The organism is Nocardia sp. NPDC058658, assembly GCF_042716665.1.
Taxonomy (GTDB): domain Bacteria; phylum Actinomycetota; class Actinomycetes; order Mycobacteriales; family Mycobacteriaceae; genus Nocardia.
In genome coordinates this window covers 9,801-30,669 of the sequence record NZ_JBHXRR010000027.1, presented here as the reverse complement: position 1 = coordinate 30,669, position 20,869 = coordinate 9,801, and the positions used below count along the sequence as shown (strand labels likewise).

Annotated in this window: 20 protein-coding genes; 7 read left to right on the top strand and 13 right to left on the bottom strand. The window is 66.6% G+C overall.

The features are described from left to right. Window positions 1-159 precede the first annotated feature (159 nt). The gene (gene lpdA / locus ACFWUP_RS27395) at window positions 160-1,563 is read right to left on the bottom strand and encodes a dihydrolipoyl dehydrogenase (protein WP_379238854.1); all 1,404 of its coding nucleotides are present in this window, start codon (window positions 1,561-1,563) and stop codon (window positions 160-162) included. Window positions 1,564-1,642: 79 nt separating this feature from the next. After that, on the bottom strand, window positions 1,643-2,110 hold the full coding sequence (locus ACFWUP_RS27390; RefSeq protein WP_379238853.1) for a MarR family winged helix-turn-helix transcriptional regulator: 468 nt from the start codon (window positions 2,108-2,110) through the stop codon (window positions 1,643-1,645). 90 nt (window positions 2,111-2,200) lie between these two features. On the opposite strand from ACFWUP_RS27390, the gene ACFWUP_RS27385 reads away from it, so the two are divergent. Together ACFWUP_RS27385 and ACFWUP_RS27380 are read left to right on the top strand one after the other, a co-directional pair. After that, the gene (locus ACFWUP_RS27385) at window positions 2,201-2,530 is read left to right on the top strand and encodes a rhodanese-like domain-containing protein (protein WP_379238852.1); all 330 of its coding nucleotides are present in this window, start codon (window positions 2,201-2,203) and stop codon (window positions 2,528-2,530) included. Window positions 2,531-2,656: 126 nt separating this feature from the next. Then, window positions 2,657-3,718, top strand: coding sequence for an AraC family transcriptional regulator ligand-binding domain-containing protein (locus ACFWUP_RS27380; protein ID WP_379238851.1), 1,062 nt, complete (start codon window positions 2,657-2,659; stop codon window positions 3,716-3,718). Here ACFWUP_RS27380 and ACFWUP_RS27375 read toward each other — a convergent pair. Beyond that, the gene (locus ACFWUP_RS27375) at window positions 3,715-4,611 is read right to left on the bottom strand and encodes a LysR family transcriptional regulator (protein ID WP_379238850.1); all 897 of its coding nucleotides are present in this window, start codon (window positions 4,609-4,611) and stop codon (window positions 3,715-3,717) included. The two genes, ACFWUP_RS27380 and ACFWUP_RS27375, sit on opposite strands and share 4 nt — an antisense overlap. 123 nt (window positions 4,612-4,734) lie before the next feature. Here ACFWUP_RS27375 and ACFWUP_RS27370 point away from each other — a divergent pair, with 123 nt between their 5' ends. The 3 genes from ACFWUP_RS27370 (at window position 4,735) to ACFWUP_RS27360 (ending at window position 8,354) form a co-directional block, all read left to right on the top strand. Continuing rightward, a complete protein-coding gene (locus tag ACFWUP_RS27370; protein ID WP_379238849.1) occupies window positions 4,735-6,465 on the top strand; it encodes an adenine deaminase C-terminal domain-containing protein in 1,731 nt (576 codons plus the stop codon). Between the two features lie 31 nt (window positions 6,466-6,496). Then, entirely contained in the window at window positions 6,497-7,192 is a 696-nt protein-coding gene (locus tag ACFWUP_RS27365; RefSeq protein ID WP_379238848.1) for a YitT family protein, read from the top strand. A 133-nt stretch (window positions 7,193-7,325) separates the two neighbouring features. Beyond that, the gene (locus ACFWUP_RS27360) at window positions 7,326-8,354 is read left to right on the top strand and encodes an NADP-dependent oxidoreductase (protein ID WP_379238847.1); all 1,029 of its coding nucleotides are present in this window, start codon (window positions 7,326-7,328) and stop codon (window positions 8,352-8,354) included. A gap of 102 nt (window positions 8,355-8,456) precedes the next feature. On the opposite strand, the gene ACFWUP_RS27355 is transcribed toward ACFWUP_RS27360, so the two are convergent. Beyond that, window positions 8,457-9,431: a dipeptidase gene (locus tag ACFWUP_RS27355; RefSeq protein WP_379238846.1), complete on the bottom strand. Its 975-nt coding sequence runs from the start codon at window positions 9,429-9,431 to the stop codon at window positions 8,457-8,459. A 130-nt stretch (window positions 9,432-9,561) separates the two neighbouring features. Here ACFWUP_RS27355 and ACFWUP_RS27350 point away from each other — a divergent pair, with 130 nt between their 5' ends. Together ACFWUP_RS27350 and ACFWUP_RS27345 are read left to right on the top strand one after the other, a co-directional pair. Then, window positions 9,562-10,092, top strand: a complete 531-nt coding sequence (locus ACFWUP_RS27350) for a hypothetical protein (protein ID WP_379238845.1) — start codon at window positions 9,562-9,564, stop codon at window positions 10,090-10,092. A 153-nt stretch (window positions 10,093-10,245) separates the two neighbouring features. Beyond that, window positions 10,246-12,306, top strand: coding sequence for a prolyl oligopeptidase family protein (locus ACFWUP_RS27345; protein ID WP_379238844.1), 2,061 nt, complete (start codon window positions 10,246-10,248; stop codon window positions 12,304-12,306). Here ACFWUP_RS27345 and ACFWUP_RS27340 read toward each other — a convergent pair. The 9 genes from ACFWUP_RS27340 to ACFWUP_RS27300 form a co-directional block, all read right to left on the bottom strand. After that, a complete protein-coding gene (locus ACFWUP_RS27340; protein ID WP_379238843.1) occupies window positions 12,303-13,172 on the bottom strand; it encodes an alpha/beta fold hydrolase in 870 nt (289 codons plus the stop codon). The genes ACFWUP_RS27345 and ACFWUP_RS27340 overlap by 4 nt on opposite strands. Continuing rightward, window positions 13,172-13,804, bottom strand: a complete 633-nt coding sequence (locus ACFWUP_RS27335; RefSeq protein ID WP_379238842.1) for a TetR/AcrR family transcriptional regulator — start codon at window positions 13,802-13,804, stop codon at window positions 13,172-13,174. The genes ACFWUP_RS27340 and ACFWUP_RS27335 overlap by 1 nt, the downstream gene beginning before the upstream one ends. A gap of 333 nt (window positions 13,805-14,137) precedes the next feature. Next, entirely contained in the window at window positions 14,138-14,743 is a 606-nt protein-coding gene (locus ACFWUP_RS27330; RefSeq protein ID WP_379238841.1) for an alkylhydroperoxidase domain protein, read from the bottom strand. Next, window positions 14,740-15,201: a hypothetical protein gene (locus ACFWUP_RS27325; protein ID WP_379238840.1), complete on the bottom strand. Its 462-nt coding sequence runs from the start codon at window positions 15,199-15,201 to the stop codon at window positions 14,740-14,742. The genes ACFWUP_RS27330 and ACFWUP_RS27325 overlap by 4 nt, the downstream gene beginning before the upstream one ends. Further along, window positions 15,198-16,265 (bottom strand): LLM class flavin-dependent oxidoreductase, encoded by a 1,068-nt coding sequence (locus tag ACFWUP_RS27320; RefSeq protein ID WP_379238839.1) that lies wholly within the window; start codon window positions 16,263-16,265, stop codon window positions 15,198-15,200. Before ACFWUP_RS27320 ends, ACFWUP_RS27325 begins: the two co-directional genes overlap by 4 nt. Next, window positions 16,262-17,008 carry an ABC transporter ATP-binding protein gene (locus ACFWUP_RS27315; RefSeq protein WP_379238838.1) on the bottom strand — a complete coding sequence of 249 codons (747 nt, stop codon included), beginning with the start codon at window positions 17,006-17,008 and terminating at the stop codon, window positions 16,262-16,264. Before ACFWUP_RS27315 ends, ACFWUP_RS27320 begins: the two co-directional genes overlap by 4 nt. Beyond that, the gene (locus ACFWUP_RS27310) at window positions 16,998-17,894 is read right to left on the bottom strand and encodes an ABC transporter ATP-binding protein (protein ID WP_379238837.1); all 897 of its coding nucleotides are present in this window, start codon (window positions 17,892-17,894) and stop codon (window positions 16,998-17,000) included. Before ACFWUP_RS27310 ends, ACFWUP_RS27315 begins: the two co-directional genes overlap by 11 nt. Then, entirely contained in the window at window positions 17,875-19,710 is a 1,836-nt protein-coding gene (locus tag ACFWUP_RS27305; protein ID WP_379238836.1) for an ABC transporter permease, read from the bottom strand. Before ACFWUP_RS27305 ends, ACFWUP_RS27310 begins: the two co-directional genes overlap by 20 nt. Further along, the gene (locus ACFWUP_RS27300) at window positions 19,710-20,858 is read right to left on the bottom strand and encodes an ABC transporter substrate-binding protein (protein WP_379238835.1); all 1,149 of its coding nucleotides are present in this window, start codon (window positions 20,856-20,858) and stop codon (window positions 19,710-19,712) included. Before ACFWUP_RS27300 ends, ACFWUP_RS27305 begins: the two co-directional genes overlap by 1 nt. Window positions 20,859-20,869: the final 11 nt, after the last annotated feature.

Below are 20,869 nucleotides of genomic sequence, written 5' to 3'. Positions count from 1 at the left end.
GCACTCCCCGACCTCGAGGAGGGGACGGCCACGAAGTGGCCGGTTCGCGGCCGTCCCGTCGATCAGGCGCCGTTGCGAGGCGACGAAGGAGCAAGCAACGGTGCCTGATCGACGGGACACAAGGGCCCGCGAACTCGAGCGCGCCAGCGCTCAGATAATTCAGAAGTTGATCATGTGGCCTGCGAGGCCGTGGATCGCTTCCTGCACCGCTTCGCTCAGCGTCGGGTGCGTGTGCACATTGCGGGCCATCTCGTTGACCGTGAGGTCCCACTTCTGGGCCAGGGTCAGCTCCGGCAGCAGCTCGGACACGTCGGGGCCGATCAGGTGGCCGCCGATGAGTTCGCCGTGCGTGCCGTCGGCGATCAGCTTCACGAAGCCGGTCGGGTCGCCGAGGCCGTGTGCCTTGCCGTTGGCCTGGAACGGGAAGGTCGCGACCTTCACGTCGTAGCCCTCGTCGCGGGCCTGTTCCTCGGTGAGACCGAAGCTGGCGACCTGCGGCTGGCAGAAGGTGGCGCGCGGCATCATCCGGTAGTCACCGAGGGTCATGGTCTCGGCGCCGCCGATGGTCTCGGCCGCGACCACGCCCTGTGCCTCGGCCACGTGGGCGAGCTGCAGCTTGGCGGTGACGTCACCGATCGCGTAGATGTGCGGCACATTGGTGCGCATGTAGTCGTCGATCTCGATGGCGCCACGGTTGGTGAGTTCGACGCCGGTGGTCTCGAGGCCGTAGCCCTCCACGCGCGGTGCGAAACCGACGGCTTGGAGCACCTTGTCCACGGTGACGGTCTCGATCGCGCCGGACTTGTTGTCCTTGATCTGCACGGTGACCTTGGAGCCGTCGTCGTCGATCGACTGCACGGCCGCACCGGTGGTGATGGTGATGCCGAGCTTCTTGTACTGCTTGGTGATCTCTTTGGAGACGTCGGCGTCCTCGTTAGGCAGCGCGCGATCGAGGTATTCCACGATCCGCACGTCGACGCCGTAGTTCTTGAGAACGTAGGCGAACTCCATGCCGATGGCGCCCGCGCCGACGATCAGGATCGAGCCAGGCAGGTCACGGGTGAGGATCTGCTCCTCGTAGGTGACCACGTTCTCCGACAGCGAGGTGCCGGGCAGCAGGCGGGTGGTGGTGCCGGTGGCGATGATGGCATTGTCGAACGTGACCGTCTCGACGCCGCCCTTGGTGAGGGCGACATCGATCGAGTTCGGGCCGGTGAAGGTGCCGAGACCGTCGAACTCGTCGATCTTGTTCTTCTTCATCAGGAAGTGCACGCCCTTGACGCGCCCGTCGGCCACCTTGCGGCTGCGGTCGAAGGCGGCGCCGAAGTCGAAGCTGACCTCACCGGAGATGCCGAAGGTCTTGGCTTCCTTATTGAAGATATGGGCCAGCTCGGCGTTGCGCAGCAGTGCCTTGGACGGGATGCAGCCCACGTTCAGGCACACGCCACCCCAGTATTTCTGCTCGACAATCGCTGTTCGCAGGCCGAGTTGAGCGGCACGGATCGCGGCGACATATCCGCCGGGACCAGCGCCGAGAACGACGACATCGTAGTGGGAAGTCACGTCACCGAGCCTAACTCTGTTTCGAGGAGTTCACCCACCCGTCCCCCACATAGGTGAGAAGTGCGCGCGGCCGCGACGGTCACCGCCTGCGCGGCGCGGCGAGATCGGTCGCGCCGAGCACCTTGCGCAGGGTCGCGGCAAGCGCTGCGAGCTCGGCCGGGTCCGCGTTGGCGCCGAGGCGGCGTTCGATGCCGTCGAGGTAGTGCGGGGCGGCCTCGCGGAACCGCTGCCTGCCGAGGTCGGTGATGGCGACGAGCGCGGATCGGCCGTCGTCGGGGTTGTGTTCGCGGCGCAGCAGACCGTTCGTCTCCAATTCCGCGACAAGGCGACTCACCCTGGTTCGACTCAGGACGACCTTCTCGCCGAGGTCGCTCATCCGCATCGGCCCGGCGGCATCCAGCTCGAGCAGGACGTCGTACCAGGTCAGCGGGAGTCCGGCGGCTCTGCGCAGTTCGGCGTCGAGCTCGGGGACCAGCGCGGCGTGCACCTGCAGCAGCGCGGCCCACGCGGCGACCGCGGGACGACGGGACGACGGTTCGTTCGGCACCACCCCAGCTTAGCCACTTGCGTGCGTGCGCACACAACTAGTAGCGTGTGCACGCACATAAATTTCATTCGACGACATGAGGTGAACCCCATGACCGCACTCATCACCCGCGACGAACTGGCCGAGGAAATCGCGGCAGGCACCGTGATCGTGCTCGACGCCCTCGGCCCCGAGTACTACGCGAAGGCGCACCTGCCGGGCGCGCTGAACCTGACCGGCGACGAGGTCGCCGACCGCGCTCCCCAGTTGCTCCCCGACCTCGACGCGGCCATCGTGACCTACTGCTCGAACACCGCCTGCGGCAACAGCGAGGCGGTCGCGATGAAGCTGAAAGCGTTGGGCTACACCAACGTTCGCAAGTACCGCGAGGGCATCCAGGACTGGTCCGACGCGGGCCTGACCGTCGAGACCTCAGCCTGATCCCGGTGGCGCTCACCTGATCTCGCGAGGAGTGAGCGCCACCGCCACGGCCTGCACCCTCGAACCACAGCGCGCACCCGCCGACAGCATCGTCCGCCCCCCGGATCGAGCAGTACTGTCGAGACTGTGAGCGGCGGGGCAGTGGGCGGCCGGACGGCGCAGCAAGTGCCGACCGCCGTCGATGGCCAGGGGACCGGTAGTCGGCTCGATGGCACGGTGTCGACGCACCTGGTGCGGCTGCTGGTCCAGGCCGCAAGGCAGGCGGGGGCCGCCGAGCAGCAGTTGACCCGGATTCCCGGCACCGACGAGGTGGTGTTGCGCGGTGAGCTGAACCGGATTCCGATGAGTTCGCTGGTGCGGCTGTGGGAATTGATCGCGCATTCGCGTCCGGTGGGCGCGGGGGCCTCGGTGGCCGCTGCCGCATCTGTCGGCACGCTGAACACCTGGGACTACCTGGTGACAACCGGTGCGACACTGGCTGATTCGCTCCGGGCCGCCCAGCCGTACCACCGCCTGGTGACCGCTGCCGCCGAGGGCTTCGACCTGTCCGGCGAGGGTGATCTCACCATCGGCTACCGCACGTCGGCGGGTGACCCGGCGGTGGTGGCCGCGGTGAACGAGTACGTCCTGGCCTACTACCTGCGCCGGGCGCGCGAGGCGACCGGTCGGCAAGTCGTCCCGACCCGGGTGAGCTTCGGTCACGCGGCCCCGGCCGACCACACTGCGCTGATCGCCGTATTCGGCACCGCCGCTATCGAATTCGATGCCGAAGCCGACTCGATCACCTTCGGTGCCGACGACGCCAACGCCGCACTCCCCCGCTCCGACCCCATGCTCGCCGACCTACTACGCAGCCATGCCGACCTCGTCCTCGCCTCGGCCCGCACCGTCGCCGACCCCCTCGATACCTTTCGCATGGCCCTCGCCGCCGCCCTCGACGCAGGTGACCCGGCACTGGCCCGAGTCGCGAAAAGCCTCGCCATGAGCCAGCGCACACTGCAACGACACCTCGCCGAACACGGCACCTCCTGGCGCGACGAACTCGACCAGGTCCGCTACGAACGAGCGAAATCCCTTCTCGAACAAGGGCATAACACGTCGACGATCGCCCACCGCCTCGCCTTCACCGACGACCGCGCCCTGCGCAAGGCCTTCCACCGCTGGACCGGCGCTTCACCCACCGCCTAATCACTCGGCCGCAGCGCTCCCACGATCTCGTCGGCGAGCAGCAGACCGGCCAGCCCGTGACCGTGCTTCTCCCGCCGAACGAGCGAGATGACGTTGTCGCTGAACGCATCTCGCACCGGCCGAAAAGCCAGGCGGCCGTCGCGCAGTTCCTCAGCGATGTCGAACTCACTGAGGAAGGCGATCGCCTCGCCCGAGGTCGCGAGCCGTTTCATGGTCTCGATCGAGTTGGTGTGGAACGCGGGCTGAATCTCCAGATCGGCCTTCGCGAACGCCTCGGCGACGATGCCGTGGATGACCATGGAGCGGTCGGCGAGAATCAGCGGAAACGGCGTGCACTGCGCGAGCGGGACCGTGTCCATAGCGGTCAGCGGATGATGTGGGGAGACAACGACTCCGAGCCGCGTATTGATCCGCCAGTAGATCTCTAGCTGCGTCGACGACGGGATATTGAAGCCGAGGCCGAGGTCTGCCTCGCTGTTCTCGACCGCGGCCACGATATCGAGGGTCGACATGGTGCGGATCGATATCCGGACCTGCGGATGCCGGGCGCGGAAGGTCGCCGCGGCGGTGGCGACCACACTGCTGGCCAGGCCGGTCATCGTGGCGATCACGACCTCCCCGCTGCCGAGGGCGCGCAGATCGCGGATATCGGCCACCGTCTCGCGGTATTGCCGCAGCGTCTGGCGGATGTGGGCGACCAGTGCCTCGCCCGCCGGGGTGAGCCGCATGCCGCGGGGCAGGCGTTCGAACAGCGGCTGATCGAGCTCGGCCTCGAGCAGCAGGATCTGGCGATTGATCGCCGAGGGTGCCACGTGGAGCCGGGCACCGGCCGCACGGATGGACCCGAGGCGCGCCACCTCGTCGATGTACTGCAGCAATCGTGAATGGAGCACCACGCACCTCCCTTTAGGACTGTACGAAAATTTAGTACACCTTGTGCGAAAACGAATGCTTGTGGGCAACGGTGCTTGTCGCGTCCAATCAATACAGAGGGAATTTTCGACGTGAGGACCGCTATGACCCAGCAGAATTCGACCACCGAAGACGACTACGTACGGACGATCTTCGGCATCCTGGAAGGCGAGCAGGAAGCCGACCTGCTGCTGCGCAATCTGCACATTCTCGATGTGCACAGCGAATCCGTTTACCAAGGCTCGCTGCTGGTCCACGGCGAGCGCATCATCGCGTTGAACCCTGACGAATCGATCGTGCGATACCGCGAATCCTTCGACGGCGAAGGGCTTTACGCGATTCCGGGCCTGATCGACTCACACCTGCACTTCGAATCCCAACTCGCACATCCGGCCGCTTTCGGTGAGGCGATCGTGCCGAGCGGGACCACCACCGTTTTCGGTGAGACGCTCGATTTCGCCAGCGCGGCGGGAGACGAAGCGGTCGACGCCGCTCGGGCGCTGTTCGCCGATCACGAGAAACTCCCGTACCGGCTCTACGCCTTCGCCCCCGGCAAGAAGACCTCACCCGAGGTCACCGAGGCGATGCTGGCAATGGATCCGGTGATCGGCCTCGGCGAACTGGCGCACCTGTCCTACATGACCGGCAATGCCGACGATTTCCGCAAGTCCGCGATGGGTCGTGCCAACGCGGGATTCGTGAACTGCCACTGGGGCGTCACCTCACTGTCGGACATGCTGCTCAATTACATGCCCGCGATCGGCGTCGACAACAACCACGACGTCTGGAACGAAGACGATATCGAGAAGAGCATCCGCTACGGCCTCAACACCCAGATCAAATTCGGCGTCGGCAGTCCCGAAGTGATTCGAACGATGTTGCGCGCCATCGTGAAACGTCGCTGGCCCGCCGAGAATTTCCAGCTGTGTGCCGACAATATCTCGGTGGATCGCGTGCTGCGCCACGGCCATATCGACTGGGTCATCTCGCTGGCCGTCGAGATGGGGATGCCGCCGATCCAGGCGATCAAGATGGGCACGCTGTATGCCGCGCGGTCCTTCCACAAGGACCGCGACCTCGGCTCGCTGAGCCCGGGCCGCTTCGCCGACATCGTGCTCACCGACAGCCTGTCCAAGATCAATCCCCGCTATGTGTTCAAGGGCGGCAAGCTCGTCGCCAAGGATCGGCGCCTGCTCGAGCCGGTCGGCATCGACTACTCGGTGCTGGCCAAGCAGCCCCGGCCTGGCCTCGGTGACCTGCGGGCCGAGCAACTCGAGCTCACCCCGATCGAGGTCTCCGAGGACGGCACGCAGGCGAAGGTGCTGCTGTTCGACGTGTACGGGCGCGGGCATCTCAAGTTCGCGCAGGAGGTCTGGGTGCCGTTGCGCGACGGCGCGGTCGTCCCCGAATACGAAGGCACGACGCTCAACCGGATCTCGGTCGTGCAGCGCTACGCCGACGGTGAGCGCCACATTGTCAACGCGCTGTTCAAGGGCGTTTCGCTCGACAGTGGCGCCGTCTCGACCTTCTGGCCCGCTCCGTCGGCCTACTTCGTGGTCGTCGGCAGCGACAGCGCCGAGATGCGCGCGAACCTCCTGCACCTGGACGGCTTGGTCGGCGGCTGTGTCGTCACCGAGGACACGGACGTGAAAGCCGTACTGCCGCTGGACTTCTACGGCGTGATGGCCGATATGGACCTCGCCGAACTCGTCGAAGCGACCCGCTCCATCGACGACGCCATGGAAAAGCTGGGCAACCACAACGAGGGTGAACCGGTCGTCAACAAGCTACTGACCTTGTTCATTTCGCTCGACCGCTTCGGCTTCATGAAATAGCGTCGGCCACCAGAGCAAGGGATCCACCGCTATGCAACACGACAAAGACGCGGCCGTCATCCACACCGGAAACAAGGTCCGCCGCTGGATCACCTACGTCGCCGGAATCTATATCCTCACCCTCGGCCTCAGCCTGGCCATCAGAGCCGGCATCGGCATCTCCCCACAGAGCAGCCTCACCCGCACGATGACGCTGGTGTTCACACCACTGAGCCAGGGCAATTACAACTTGATCCTCGAAGTCATCATGTTGGTGCTGACCTTCCTGGTCCGACCGAAAGCCTTCAAGGCCAATTACCTGCTCTCGATGATTCCGGCGCTGGTCCTTGCCCTGCTGCTCGACTTCAACCTGTGGCTCACCGAGCCGATCCACCTCGAGCCGTACGCGGCCAATGTGGTGCTGCTGGTCTTCGCCGACGCGATGCTGGCATTGGGCCTGTTCATGATGATCCGCGCGAACCTGATCCTGATGCCGATCGACCTGTTCGTGAACACCATCCAGCAGAAGACCGGCCGGAAATGGGGCAACATCAAGACGGTGTTCGACTGCACCCTGCTGGTGCTGTCGGCGGGCATCGGCCTGATCTTCCTCGGCGCACCGCATTTCATTCGCGAAGGCACGATCATCAACGCGATCCTCGTCGGCCAGTACGTGAAGGGGTACTTCTTCCTGTACGAGAAGTTCACGGCCAGAAAGCGTTCCGCCCAGCTGGCGGTCGCCGAATAGTACGTACCTCCGCCCGGTCTGTCGTGAACGGACCGGGCGGTGGCGTGCGCGGACCTGGGAAGGCGTGTTCGGTCGCCATAACGTTGTCACCACCGGCGAGAAACACCGGCTGACCTCGAAAGAAGGCTCGATCATGTCGAACACGGCCACCCGCGCACTGCCCACCTTCACCCGCGAGATCCACCTCGCCGCCCGGCCGGTCGGCGCACCGGTCGTCGGCGATTTCGCGCTGGTGGAGCGGGAACTGCCAGACCTCGCCGACGGCCAGATCCTGGTCCGCAACACCTGGATGTCGGTCGATCCGTACATGCGCGGCCGGATGGACGACAAAGCGTCCTACATTCCCCCGTTCGAACTCGGTGCGGCCCTTGATGGTTCGGCCGTCGGCGAGGTGATCGCATCGCGCTCCGCCGATATCGCGGTCGGCGCGACCGTCTCCCATTTCGCCGGCTGGCGCGAACACGCGGTGGTCGATGCGGCGACCGCGACCCAGATCGATCCGGAAATCGCTGCACCACAGCACTTTCTGAGCGTGCTCGGCACCACCGGCCTCACCGCCTACGCCGCGCTCACCGACGTCGCCCAGGTGAAACCCGGCGACACCGTGTTCGTCTCGGCTGCCGCCGGTGCCGTCGGCAGTGTGGCAGGCCAGATCGCCAGGGCACTCGGCGCGAAGCGGGTCATCGGCTCGGCGGGTGGACCGGTCAAGACCCGAAAGCTGCTCGAGGAGTTCGGGTTCGACGCCGCGATCGACTACCGCGCGGGCGATCTCGGCGGACAGCTCGCGGCGGCCGCGCCCGAGGGCGTCGACGTCTACCTCGACAGTGTCGGCGGCGAACACCTGAAGGTCGCCATCGAGGCACTCAACCAGCACGGCCGCATCGCGCTGGTCGGCGCGATCAGCGGCTACAACGGCGCCACCACCGAGCGGACCCCCGACCTCTACCTCGCGGCGACCAAGGAGGCCACCCTGCGCGGCATGCTGGTGACCAGCTACTTCCCGATCTTCGGCGAATACATCGCCAAGGCCGCCGCCTGGCTCGCCGACGGCACCCTTCACACCACCGAAACCGTCTACGAAGGCCTCGACCAGGCTCCCGCGGCCTTCCTCGGCGTCCTCACCGGCGCCAACACCGGCAAAATGCTCGTCCACCTCCCCTGAACAAGCCCCCCCAACTACTGGGCAGTTGATCACCATGCACTGGTGCATTTCCCTTCTCGGGCGATGCTTGCCTGATTACATGGTGATCAATCGTCCAGCTGGTCAGTCCCGCCAGACTTGGGCGGCGACGCGGGCGAAGTTGCCGCCGAAGACGGCTTCGCGTTCGGCAACGGTGAAGCCGCGGGCGGCGAGGAGCTCGTCCAGGCCGGGGACCTCGGATTCGCCGAGGAGGTCCTCCGGTGGGGTCCATTGGAGTGGGCCCCATTTGGTGTAGGCGTCGGAGAAGGCGGCGGGGTTTTCGTTGATCTCCTCGTTGAACTGGGGGCCGTCGAACGAGTAGTCCGAGCCGATGCCGATGTGGTCGATTCCCACCAGGTCGACGCCGTAGCGGATCTGGTCAGCCATCGCTGTCACCCGCTCGGCGCGCGCGTCGGGATCGTTGCAGCCGAGGAAGATTCCGACGCCGTTGATGCCGATCACGCCACCCGTGGCGGCGCAGGCGCGGGCCTGTTCGTCGTCGATATTGCGCGGGTGTTCGTGCAGCGCGGCGAAATTCGAGTGGCTGTAGATCATCGGCACCGACGTGTGGGTGGACAGGTCGAGGCCGGTGCGGCGCGAGCAGTGCGACCCGTCGACGAACATGCCCACCTCATTGAGCTTGCGCACCAAGTCTTTTCCGTAGGCGGTGAGGCCGGTGTCCACGGTGTCGAGGCAGCCGCAACCCGCGGCGTTGGCGTAGTTGTAGGTCGGCAGCAACGAGCGCACGCCGAGCCCGTAGAACACCTCGACATTGTCGAGGTCGCCTTCGAGCGGGGCCGAGTCCTCCAGGTCGAAGGCCAGCGCGATCACCTCGGGCGCGCCGATATCGGCGAATCGCTCGACCAGGCGGAACCGCGGGTCGGCCTGCGCCTCGCTACGGAACAGGTCGAGCAGCGCGAGGGAATCGGCCTTGCTCTCCCCCGAGTACCCCACGTTCACCGACAGGTACGACCCCAGCGGGTACCGCGCCAGGTCCGCGATCCGCGCGGTCGGCCGCAACGGCAGACAACAGTGCTGCTCCCACAGGAACACATCCACCTCCGGTTGATTCGTGACCTGCGATCCTACGTTCACCAGGGCATGCACGTCGTTAACGCGATGTCTGATTCGTCCGATAACGAAGTACTCCGTCCCCCGATCCGAGGGCCCAGTTCTAAGGCGGTGCGACATGCGTCGCTTCCTCGTCCTCCTCGCCTCCGTCGCCGCCTGTCTCGGCCTGTCGACGCTGCCCGCAGCCGCCACCCCGTCCTACTGCGGACTCACCTGGGGCTCACTCGACAAGTCGAACCCGAACTACTCCGCGGCGACCCTCACCGACGTGCGCGCAGGCCGCCACCAGTGTTTCGACCGGCTCGTCGTCGACCTGGCCGGGCCCGCTGCCGGCTACCTGGTCCGGTACGTCGACACCGTCACCGAGGACGGATCAGGCGCCCCGGTCCCGCTCCGCGGCGGAGCGTTCTTGCAGGTCGTCGTGAATGCCCCGGCCTACGACAGCGCGGGGAACCCCACCTACCGGCCGGGCAATCGCACCGAACTCGTCAACGTGAACGGCTACGAAACCTTCCGCCAGGTCGCCTGGGCGGTGTCGTTCGAGGGGCAGTCCACTATCGGACTGGGCGTCCGCGCACGCCTGCCGTTCCGGGTGCTCGTCCTGGACGCACCGGCCCGCGTGGTGATCGACGTCGCCCACTACTGGTGACGCACCGATCCGGCGCCGGTCCAGGCACGCCGACGGACGCTGCCACACAACACGCCGGTGGACCTCGCCGGACCCCATAGCGGACGGGTCCTGACTACCCTCGCCCGGCCACGGGGTGCGCATGTCGTCGAACACATCGGCAACAATGTGGGGATGAGCGGCGTTGAGCAGGACGTGACCGATCCCTATCTCTGGCTCGAGGACGTGACCGACGAGGGCGCGCTGGACTGGGCGCGCGCCCGCAACGAAGTGGTGAGTCAGCGGTTCGCGGCCACCGACCGATTCGCCGAGCTCGAGCGTCGCATGCTCGCGATGCTCGACGACGACACCAAGATCGCCTTCCCCGGCAGGCGCGGACAGTGGCTGTACAACTTCTGGCGCGACGCGCAGCATCAGCGCGGGTTGTGGCGACGGACCACGTTCGAGTCCTACGCCACCGGTGATCCCGAGTGGGATGTGCTGATCGATGTGGACGCGCTGGCCGAGACCGACGGTGAGAACTGGGTGTGGGCGGGCGCCGCGGTGCTTCGGCCCTCGCAGGAACGCGCCATCATCCACCTGTCGCGTGGCGGTGCCGACGCCACTGTCGAACGCGAATTCGACATGACCACCAGGCAATTCATCGCACCGGAAGACGGCGGGTTCTCCGTCGAGGAGGCGAAGTCGCGGATCGGCTGGATCGACGCCGACACCGTCTACATCGGCACCGATTTCGGACCGGGCTCGCTCACCGACTCCGGGTACCCGCGCATCGCCAAGCGCTGGCGGCGCGGCACCGAATTGTCGGCGGCTGAAACGGTATTCGAGGGCAAGTCCAGCGATGTCTCGATCGGCGTCGGCTACGACCGCCACCCCGGCTACGAGCGGCACGTGCTCACCCGTTCGACCGACTTCTTCAACAGTGAGGTGTCGCTGCTGCAGGACGGGGAGTGGCGCCTGATCGAAACCCCGACCGACGCGGATGTCGACTGGTACCGCGACTGGCTGCTGGTGCGCTTGAAAACCGAGTGGACGCCGGGCGACACCACCTTCCCGCCCGGCAGCCTGCTCGTCACCGATCTGAACGATTTCCTTTCCGGCGCAAGGGAATTCGAACCGCTGTTCACCCCCGACGCGCACACCTCGCTGGACGGTTGGGGATGGACCGAGAACCACCTGATCCTGTCCACCCTGCAGGATGTGCAGACCGGCTTCCGGGTGCTCACCCCCGGCCCGGACGGGTGGACGACCAGCGGGCTCACCGACGTTCCGCCGATGTCGTCCACCTCGGTGACCAACCTCGACCCGCTCGAGGGCGGCGACGACTTCATGCTCACCACAACCGGTTTCACCACCCCGACCACTCTGCTCAGCAGTGCGATCGGCGAACCGGCGGTGCCGCTGCGGCAGGCGCCGAGCTACTTCGACGCCACCGGCATCGAGACCGAGCAGTTCTTCGCCACCTCCGATGACGGAACCGCGGTGCCCTACTTCGTGATCCGGCATCGCGACCGTCGCGGCACACCGGGCCCGACGATCATGAACGGCTACGGCGGCTTCGAAATCTCCAAGACCCCCGGCTATCTGGGCGGCACGGGCATGGCGTGGCTCGAACGCGGCGGCACCTATGTGGTGGCCAATATTCGCGGCGGCGGCGAGTACGGCCCCGAATGGCACACTGCCGCACTGAAAGAGCACCGCCACCGCGCCTTCGAGGACTTCGCCGCCATCGCGCGCGACCTGGTGACGCGCGGCATCACCACCCCGGACCGGCTCGGCGCGATCGGCGGCAGCAACGGCGGTCTGCTGATGGGCGTGATGCTCACCCGCTACCCGGAACTGTTCGGCGCCATCGTCTGCCAGGTGCCGCTGCTGGACATGCAGCGCTATCACCTGCTGCTCGCGGGTGCGTCGTGGGTGGCCGAATACGGTGACCCGGACAAGCCAGAGGAGTGGGCCTACCTCAGCGAGTACTCGCCGTATCAGAACACCGATACCGGCAAGCAGTACCCACCGATCCTGCTCGCCACCTCCACCCGCGACGACCGGGTACATCCCGGCCATGCGCGAAAGATGGCCGCGCTCCTGGAATCCCAGGACCGCACCGTCTGGTACTACGAGAACATCGAGGGCGGTCACGGCGGCGCCGCCGACAACAAGCAGGCGGCGTACCTGTCGGCGCTGGTCTACGAGTTCTTCATCCAGATGCTGATCGAAGGGCGACGGTCCGCTTAGCGGTCGCGCAACCACTTCTCCACGGCGTCGACCGTGGAGTCCGGATTGGTGATCCAGCCGTTGTGCCCGAGGGCCTCCGGCTGGAACCACCGGGTCACCTGGGCGTCGGGCAGTTTGCTGAGCAGGTGGTCGGCGGAGGTCTGCGGTGCCATGTCGTCGCCGGCGATGGTGATCGACAGGACCGGGAACTTCAGCCGCGACATCCGCTCGTCGTAGTCGATATCGGCGCCGACGGGCACGAATCGCCCGGTGCGCGCGAGCCTGGCCCAGTCCGACATCAGCACTTTGGACTGCCTGCCGTAAGCCCGCTTGCCGAGCAGATCGCCCGGCCAGAATCCGGCCAGATTCGAAGCGACGGCCACCGCCGCGGTACCGACCAGCATTCCGGGTCCGAACACCCCGCGATACCCACGGAAATACGGCGTGCCGGACGCGATCAGGATCAAGCCGCCGAGCCTGCCGCGCACCCTGGCCGCGTACATCGCCGCGAGCTGTCCGCCCATGCTGTGGCCGAGCAGGTACGGCGTGCTGGCGGGGAACCTGTTGCGCACCGCGGCCAGGATCGCGGGGAAGTCGACCGAGACCAATTCGTGGTAGCCGTAGGTGGATTCGACGCCGGTGCGGTGGGTGCTGTCACCCTGGCCCCTCAGCTCGCCGATGGCGACGTCGAATCCGCCCGCGGCCAACCGGTGCCCGAAGTACTCGTAGAACTCCCCTGGGACCGCCAGGCCGGGCACGATGACCACCACGGGGCGCGGTGCGTCCGGCGTCACCGGATGACGGTGGGCGCCGGTGGCCGGAATGAGCCGCACCGGCAGGGTGCTGCCGTCGGGTACCTGGATCTCGACGATCTCGACCCGCGCCATCAAGCCCCGACCGCGCCCATGATCACCCGGCTCAGCACCTTGATCACCTCGTCGAGCGAGGGCCGAGGGTCGCTGCCGCTCCAACCGTCCACGACGTAGTTCACCGCGCCGATGATCGCCAGCACTCGCAATTCGTAGTCGCCCGGCGGGATCTCGCCGTGCATGGCGGCGTCCTCGGCGGCGCTGGCCAGCAGCGAACCCCACACCCGACGCAGCTCGAGCCGGAACTTCTCGACCTTGGGCCCGGCGCCGACCACCTCGACCAGCGCCACGCGCGCCTTGCGCGGATCGTTGCCGATCGACTCGACGTAGGCCCGAACGGCCGCGTCGATCTGCTCGAGCACCGTCGCCTCGGACTTGTCCTCGAGCGCGGTGGCCACCGCCTCGCGCGACTGCCGGTCGATCTGTTCGTACAGCTCCAGCAGCAGGGATTCGCGGCCGGTGAACTCCTCGTAGAACTGCCGAGACGATAGTCCCGCGTCCTTACAGATGGCACCGACCGAACTGTTGGCGTACCCGTCGCGCGCGAAGACCGTCAGGCCTGACTCCAGAAAACGCGCACGCCGCTGGCGTTGCCGGTCCTCTACGGGTTGCCCGGCATACATTCGTCCCGTATTCGCATCCTGTGACATTGTCGCTGACAATACCGAAGGGCCTGATCCCCTCGTCATGGATCAGGCCCAACGGGTGCCCATTCGGCCAACCGCGCGTTAGCCGAAAGATGGCTACAGACGGCTCAGTTGCCCGAGCCCTGCACCGAACCGGTGCTCAGCGAGCTGGTGAGCAGGCCGAGGAGCAGGGTCAGGATGTTGCCGTCGCTGCTGTCGTCAGTGATGTTGTAAAGCATGTGTCACTCCAAGTTGATGCTTTGTGACTTCGTCGTCACTGGCCATTTGCCATCTCGGACGATACCGAGGAACAATGTGAACTGAGGCCATTTCAAAGGAATTTTCTAGAATTTTTTGTCATGGAGCACAAGACCCAGGAACTCGGGGCTCGCCCAGACTGAGCATGAGCCGATTCGCCCACGAGAACGAGGCCGTCGACAGCACCAGATCGTGAATATCGGCATCGTCGAAACCGAGTGCCCGCAACCGATCCAGTTCCGCGTGCGCGGGCCGTGGCGGTTGCGCGGCCAGCGCGGCGGTGAAATCGATGATGGCGTCCCAGCGTTCGTCGATCCGTACCGTCGTGCCCTCGTCGAGCAGTCGCTGCACGTCGTCGACGCGCTTGGACAGCTGCGAGGTGAAACGTGAGTGTACCGACGCGCAGTACTCGCATCCGTTGAACCGGGAAGTAACCGTCGCGGCGAGTTCACGTTCGGCTCTGGTCAGTCCTTCCCGGCTGTAGAAGATGTCCTTGTCGTTGGCACTGCGATGGGCGAGGACCTCGGCATTGCGGGCGAGCAGCCGGAAGTAGGGGCTCTCGCCGCGCTGTCCTTCCAGCAGTGGGCGCTGGTGCTCGTCGGCGTCGGCCAGCGCGATGGGCTCGACCCAGGGCGCCCAGTCGAGCTGGTCCTGGGTGAAACCCGTTGGCCTGGCATCGATCTCGACGTCACGGACTTCGGTCATCGCTGGTCTCCGATCAGGGCGAGGCCTGCCAGCAGGCGGACCTGGTAGTTCACGAAGCCGGTGAGCTGGGAGACGGTGACGATGTCGGTCTCCGACAGCCCCGCCGCGAGCAGGATGTCGATGTGGGCGCGGGTGCTCGTCGCCGGTGCGTCGGTGAGCCGGACCGCGTGCCGCAACGCGGCTGCGAGCTTCGCGTCACCGGACGAATCCGATTCTGTGCCAGCACTTTCCGCTAGGCGCGCGTAATAGGCGGCGAGATCGGTCGCGTTGCCGAGTGCGGCGATGTGAGCGGCGATGGCAGCCAGGCGTGCCCGGCCGAAAGCTCGCCCGGCTACTCCGTCGAACAGGGCGTCGTGCACGGCCTGGGTGTGCTCGACCACGGCGGGCCTGCGCTGGCGCACGGCGGCGACCCTGGCCGCCGCCTCGGTGCCGAGCACCGCATCGATGACATCACTCATGGGTGAACCCTTTCGGTGAGAAGCCGATCCAGTTGCGGCACAACCTTGGTGGCGAGCAGCTCGATGGAGCGCAGTGCCGCGGGCTGGTCGGGATCGATCGGATGGATCTGGACGATGAGGTCGGTGGCGGCGGTGACCGCGGTGTCGGCGGAGAGCTGTGCGGCGACCTGGTCGGGAGTGCCGATATAGGAGTCGCGCAGGACTTCGTCGACGGTGGAGGCCATGCCCGTAATCCCCGCTGTGCGTAGGTGATCCAGGAATCGCAGTGCGCCGCGGTGCGCCCACCGCTGCGCCTCGTCGTGGTCGTCGGCTACGAAAACGCTTCGGGAGGCGCCTATTCGGGGTGTCGCAGCTGCGGGCAGTGCGTCGAGATAGGCCCGGATCAGGTCGGCTTGGACCACGTCCAGCGGCACGTCCGGGTCACGCGGTTGGGTACGCGACAACAGCAGACCCGCGCCCGCCGCACCGGCGCGCTCGGCGCCCGATACCGAGAAGCTGGCCTGCCAGGTGCGCTCGCGCAGGGTCGGCACCGGCGGATGCAACGGTCTGCCGGGTACCAGCTCGGCGCCGTCCAGCGCGGCCGTGATCGCGGCCAGTTTCTCCGCGTAGACGCGCTGCTTGTCCTCGGGTGCGACGCCGAACAGTTCGAACGAACTCTTCGAACCCCCACTGCCGAAGCCCAATTCGAGCCGACCGCCGGACAGGGTATCCAGCACCGCGGCGTCCTCGGCGACCCGGATCGGGTCCTCCAGCCCGAGGGTGACGATCGCGGTGCCGAGCCTGATGCGGTCGAAACGCGCGGCGGCGTTGGCGAGGAACACCAGCGGTGAGGGCAGTCCGCCTTCGGCCGGGTCGATGTGATGCTGGGCCACCCATGCAGTGTCGTAGCCGAGTCGCTCGGCCGACTCGATCTGTTCGAGCGCGTCAGCGTATACCTCGGCCGCGCTCTGGCCGTCGTCGTAGCGAACAAGCCTGGTGAACAGTCCGAGCCGCTTGCTACCCCGTTGACGGCTCCGCGCACCGCCGCCTCCAGCGCGACGTGGCGCTGCCGCCGAGCCACTCACGCGGGCACCTTCCCCAGATAGGCGTCGCGGATCGCGGGGTTGTCCAGCAGCTCGGTAGCACTGCCGTGCAAGACGATTCGGCCGCCCTGCAAGACATTGCCCGAGTGCGCGATCGACAGCGCCAGCTCCGCCTGCTGCTCGACGATGAGGATCGCCAGCCCCAATTCGGAGTTGAGCCGGGCGATTTCGTCCAGCACGCGGTCGACGAACAGCGGGGAAAGGCCCATGGTGGGCTCGTCCATGCAGATCAGCCGCGGCTTGCTCATCAAGGCTCTCGCGAAGGCGAGCATCTGCTGTTCGCCACCGGAGAGGGTGCCCGCCTGCTGGGTACGACGCTCGCGCAAACGCGGAAAGTGTTCGTACAATTCGTCGGCGCGCGCCACCAGCACCGCGCGGCGTTCCTTGCGGATGTACCCACCGACGTAGAGATTCTCCTCCACCGTCATCGCCGGAAACACCCGGCGCGCTTCGGGAACCGAGGCGAGACCGGCCGAGATCCTGGTCGCGGGTGAACTGGTACTCACGTCGACGCCGTCGATCCGCACCGCGCCGGAAGTCGGGCGCAGCAGGCCGAGGGCGGTCTTCATCGTCGTCGACTTACCGGAGGCATTGCCGCCGAGCAGCGAGACGATCTCCCCGGGGCGGACCGCGAGCGAGACCTTGTCCAGGGCAATCGAGGGGCCGTAGTGCACGGTGACCTCGTCGAATTCGAGTATGGGCGTGGACTTTTCGTCAATCGGCACCGACAGTCACCTTCTCTGCTCCGGTCGCGGCGGACGTGCGCGAGCGGCGACGTCCGAGGTAGGCCTCGATGACCCGCTCGTCGTGCTGGATCTGTTCCGGTGTGCCCTCGGCGATGACGCGGCCCTCGTCGAGCACGAGCACCCGGTCCGACAGCGCGTTCACCAATTCCAGCTTGTGTTCGACGAGCACGATCGTCTGCCCGCCCGCTTTCAGCTGGGCGAGTTGCGCCCCGACCTCGGCGGTCTCGGTCTGATTCATGCCCGCCGCCGGCTCGTCGAGCAGCAGCACCGTGGGGCGAAGGGCCAGTGCCCTGGCGATCTCGGTGCGACGGCGGTTGGCGTAGGACAGGGTGTAGGCGTTGTTCTCGGCGCGGGGCGCCAGCCGTTCGGAAAAACGGGCCAACTGGGTGTCGACCAGCGCGTCGGTGGCGCGACGCTCGGCCCGCACCGCCGGCGTCGGCACCAGCGCCAGTGCGGTCTCGGCCAGCAGCGGAAGCCAGCGCAGCACCGGGAATCGCGCCAGCGACTGCCACGGCCGCCCCGCGGTGAGGGTCGTGTGCAGGCCGATCTCGACGTTCTCGCGCACGGTGAGACTGCCGAACACGCGCCCGTTCTGGAACGTGCGCGCGATCCCCGCACCCGCCGCGGCCTCCTGCGAGCCCGCCCGCAGCCGCTTGCCCGCGACCTCGACCGTGCCCGCGTCGGGGCGGAGCAGACCCGAGATGAGATTCACCGTCGTCGTCTTCCCTGACCCGTTCGGCCCGATGATCGACACGAATTCGCCTGGCGCCACGGTGAATTCGACACCGTCGACCGCGTGCACACCACCGAAGGATTTACGCAGCCCCCGCACGGCCAGCACCGGTTCAAGCAGCGACTCTGACACGTTCACTCCTCACAAGAACGCCCTGCGGACGGAACCGGATGATCAGCAGCAGCACCACGCCGTAGAGCAGGATGCGAGCCTCCGGCGCCAGACGCAGCGCCTCGGGAACGCCGATCAGGACCACCGCGCCGAGCACGGCGCCGTAGGGCGAACCGGTCCCGCCGAGCACGAGGATGGTGATGATCAGCAGGGACATGGGCAGGTTGAACACGGTCGGATCGATGTAGCTGTACTGGTGGGCGAGCAGCGCACCGGCGATCCCGGAGAACAGGGCGCTGATCGCGAAAGCCAGCGCCTTGTAGTCGCGCACCGGGACACCGGAGGAACGCGCGGCCACCTCGTCGGCGCCGACCGCGCGCAGGGCGGTGCCAAGGCGCGAGCGCTGTACCCCGACCACCACCGCGAGGGTGACCGCCAGGAACAGCAGGTCGAGCAGATACACCTCGGTGTTCTCGGTGAACTCGTGGCCGAAGACGCTCGGCACCGGAATGCCGAAGATGCCGTAGGAACCACGGGTGAGCGATTCCCAGTTGCGGATCACCGCCACGATCACGATGCCGATCCCGAGCGTGGCGATCGCGACATAGTGCCCGTTGAGATTCCACAGCGGCGCGGCGAGCACCGAGGAGATCACCGCCGCCAGCACTCCGCCGGCGAGCGCGGCGGCCAGGAACGGCCAGTCGTGGTTCACCGTGAGGACGGCCGAGGTGTAGGCGCCGATCGCGATCGGACCGGCCTGCCCGATCACCAACTGCCCGGCCGAGCCCGCCACCAGCGTCATCGACACCGCGACGATCGCGTACGCCAGGATCTGGGTGCCCACCACGATGGCGTAGTCGTCGACCACCAGCGGCACCACGATCGCGGCGACCGCGAACACGATGACCGCATGCCACCAGCGCACCCGCAACTGCCGCCCGATCCCGAGGAAGGTGCCGGTGAGCGGTTCGGCGCTGATCGCGGGCACCTTGGCCAGCAGGCCGCCGGGCCGCAGCACCAGGAACGCCACCAGCACGCCGAAGGTGATCAGGTCGCGGTAACCGTCACCGAAGGTGTAGATGCCGAAGCCTTCGACGATGCCGAGCAAGAACCCGCCGATCACCGCGCCCGGAATGGACCCGAGCCCGCCGATGGTGGCCGCGACGAACCCGGTGAGCCCGGCCAGTGTGCCGCTGTGCGGGGAGATATTGGAGTTGTAGATGCCGACGAAGATGCCCGCCAGACCACCGAGGCCCGACGCGATCGCGAAGGCGAGCAGCTTGATCCGCGCGACCCCGATGCCCATCTGCGCGGCCGCGTCCGGGTCCTGGGCGGTGGCGCGGATGGCCAGGCCGTAGCGGCTGAACCGCAGGAAACCGGCCAGGCCACCCATCACCACGAGGGTGAGCGCGAACATCACCAGGTCGGAGGTGCCGAAACGGACCCCGCCGAGCTGGAAGTTGTTGGTGGGCAACACCTGTGGGAACGGTCGGGTGTCGGGACCGAACACGATCTGGGTCAGGTTCTCGATGATCAACCCAGCCGCCACCGTCGCCAACAGCGCCCCGATGGCCGGTGCCTTGCGCAGCGGATGCACCGCCAGCAGATCGATGAGAATGCCGACGATGGCGGTGGCCGCGACCACGAGCACGATGGTCAGCCACAGAGGAAAGCCCTGCTCGGCGATCAGCCACCAGCCGAGCATGGAACCGAGGGCGAACACCGCGCCGTGCGCGAAGTTGATGACATTGGTGACGCCGAAGATAAGGGTGATGCCCACGGCGAGCAGCGCGTACGCGTTGCCGTGGACCACACCGGCGATGAGTGTGTCGAACATCAGCGGTTGCCGGTCGGCACGAACTTGCCATCCTCGAGCACCAGCTCACGCGGGGACACGCCCTTGGGGCGACGCGTCTCCTGATCGAAAGCGAAAGTGCCCAAACCGATTCCGGTGAACGCGGTCTCGGTCTTCAGTCCCTCGAGGATGCCCTCGCGCGTCGCGCCGCCCTTCTTCGCGGCCTGGACGAGCACATTGACGGCGTCGTAGGCGTAGACGTTGAAGTCGCCCGGATCGGTGTTGAACTTCTTGCGGAACTTGGTGACGAAGTCCTGCACCTTCGGGTCCGGGTCGGCCGGGCTGAAGACGCCGTTGACGATGTCGCCCTCGGCCGCCGCGCCCGCCAGCGAGATGAACTGCGGGGTGTTCTGGCCGCCGAAGAACTGGCCGGAGAAGCCCACGTCACGCAGCTGCTTGACCACCAGCGCGCCGTCGGGGCCGTAACCGAGGTGCACGAACGCCTCGGGGTCGGCTTCGCGGCCCTTGATCAGGATCGGCTTCACATCGGTGGAGTCGGGCAGGATCGGCGAGGAGTACACGACCTCGACACCCTTCTGCGCGGCGAACTTCTCGAACAGGCTGAAAGCCTGCTTGCCCCAATCAGTTTCGAGATAGACGACCGAGACCTTCTTGGCCTTCGTCGACACCCACTGCGCATTGCGTTCCTGGAACACATCGAGGGTGATCGAGGGGCTCCACGAGTAGTTGCCCGCCTTGGTGAAGTCGACGGCGGAGTTGGTGAAGCCGTACTGAACGAGCTTGCCGCGGTTGTAGATCGGCGAGGCCGCGATCGAGGCGGGCGAGGAGAAGTCGCCGAGCTCGGCGATGATGGACTTGTCGTCGACGAACTTGGTGGCGATCGGGACGGTCTGCTTGGGGTCGGATTGCGAGTCCTCCCACTTCAATTCGACCTTGCGGCCGTTGATCCCGCCCGCCGCGTTGATCTCGTCCAGTGCCAGATCGAAACCCTGCTGCCACAGGCGACCGTACTCGGCGGAGGGGCCGGTCTTCGGGCCGGAGATGCCGAAATAGACAGGGCCGTCTGTAGATTCGCTACTGTCACTGCACCCGGCGACCGCAGCCGCCACGGCCAGCGCACCCGCCACAATTTTGAGACCACGGCGCGAGCCGAGAGAGAACTTGCTCATTGCTGGTTTTC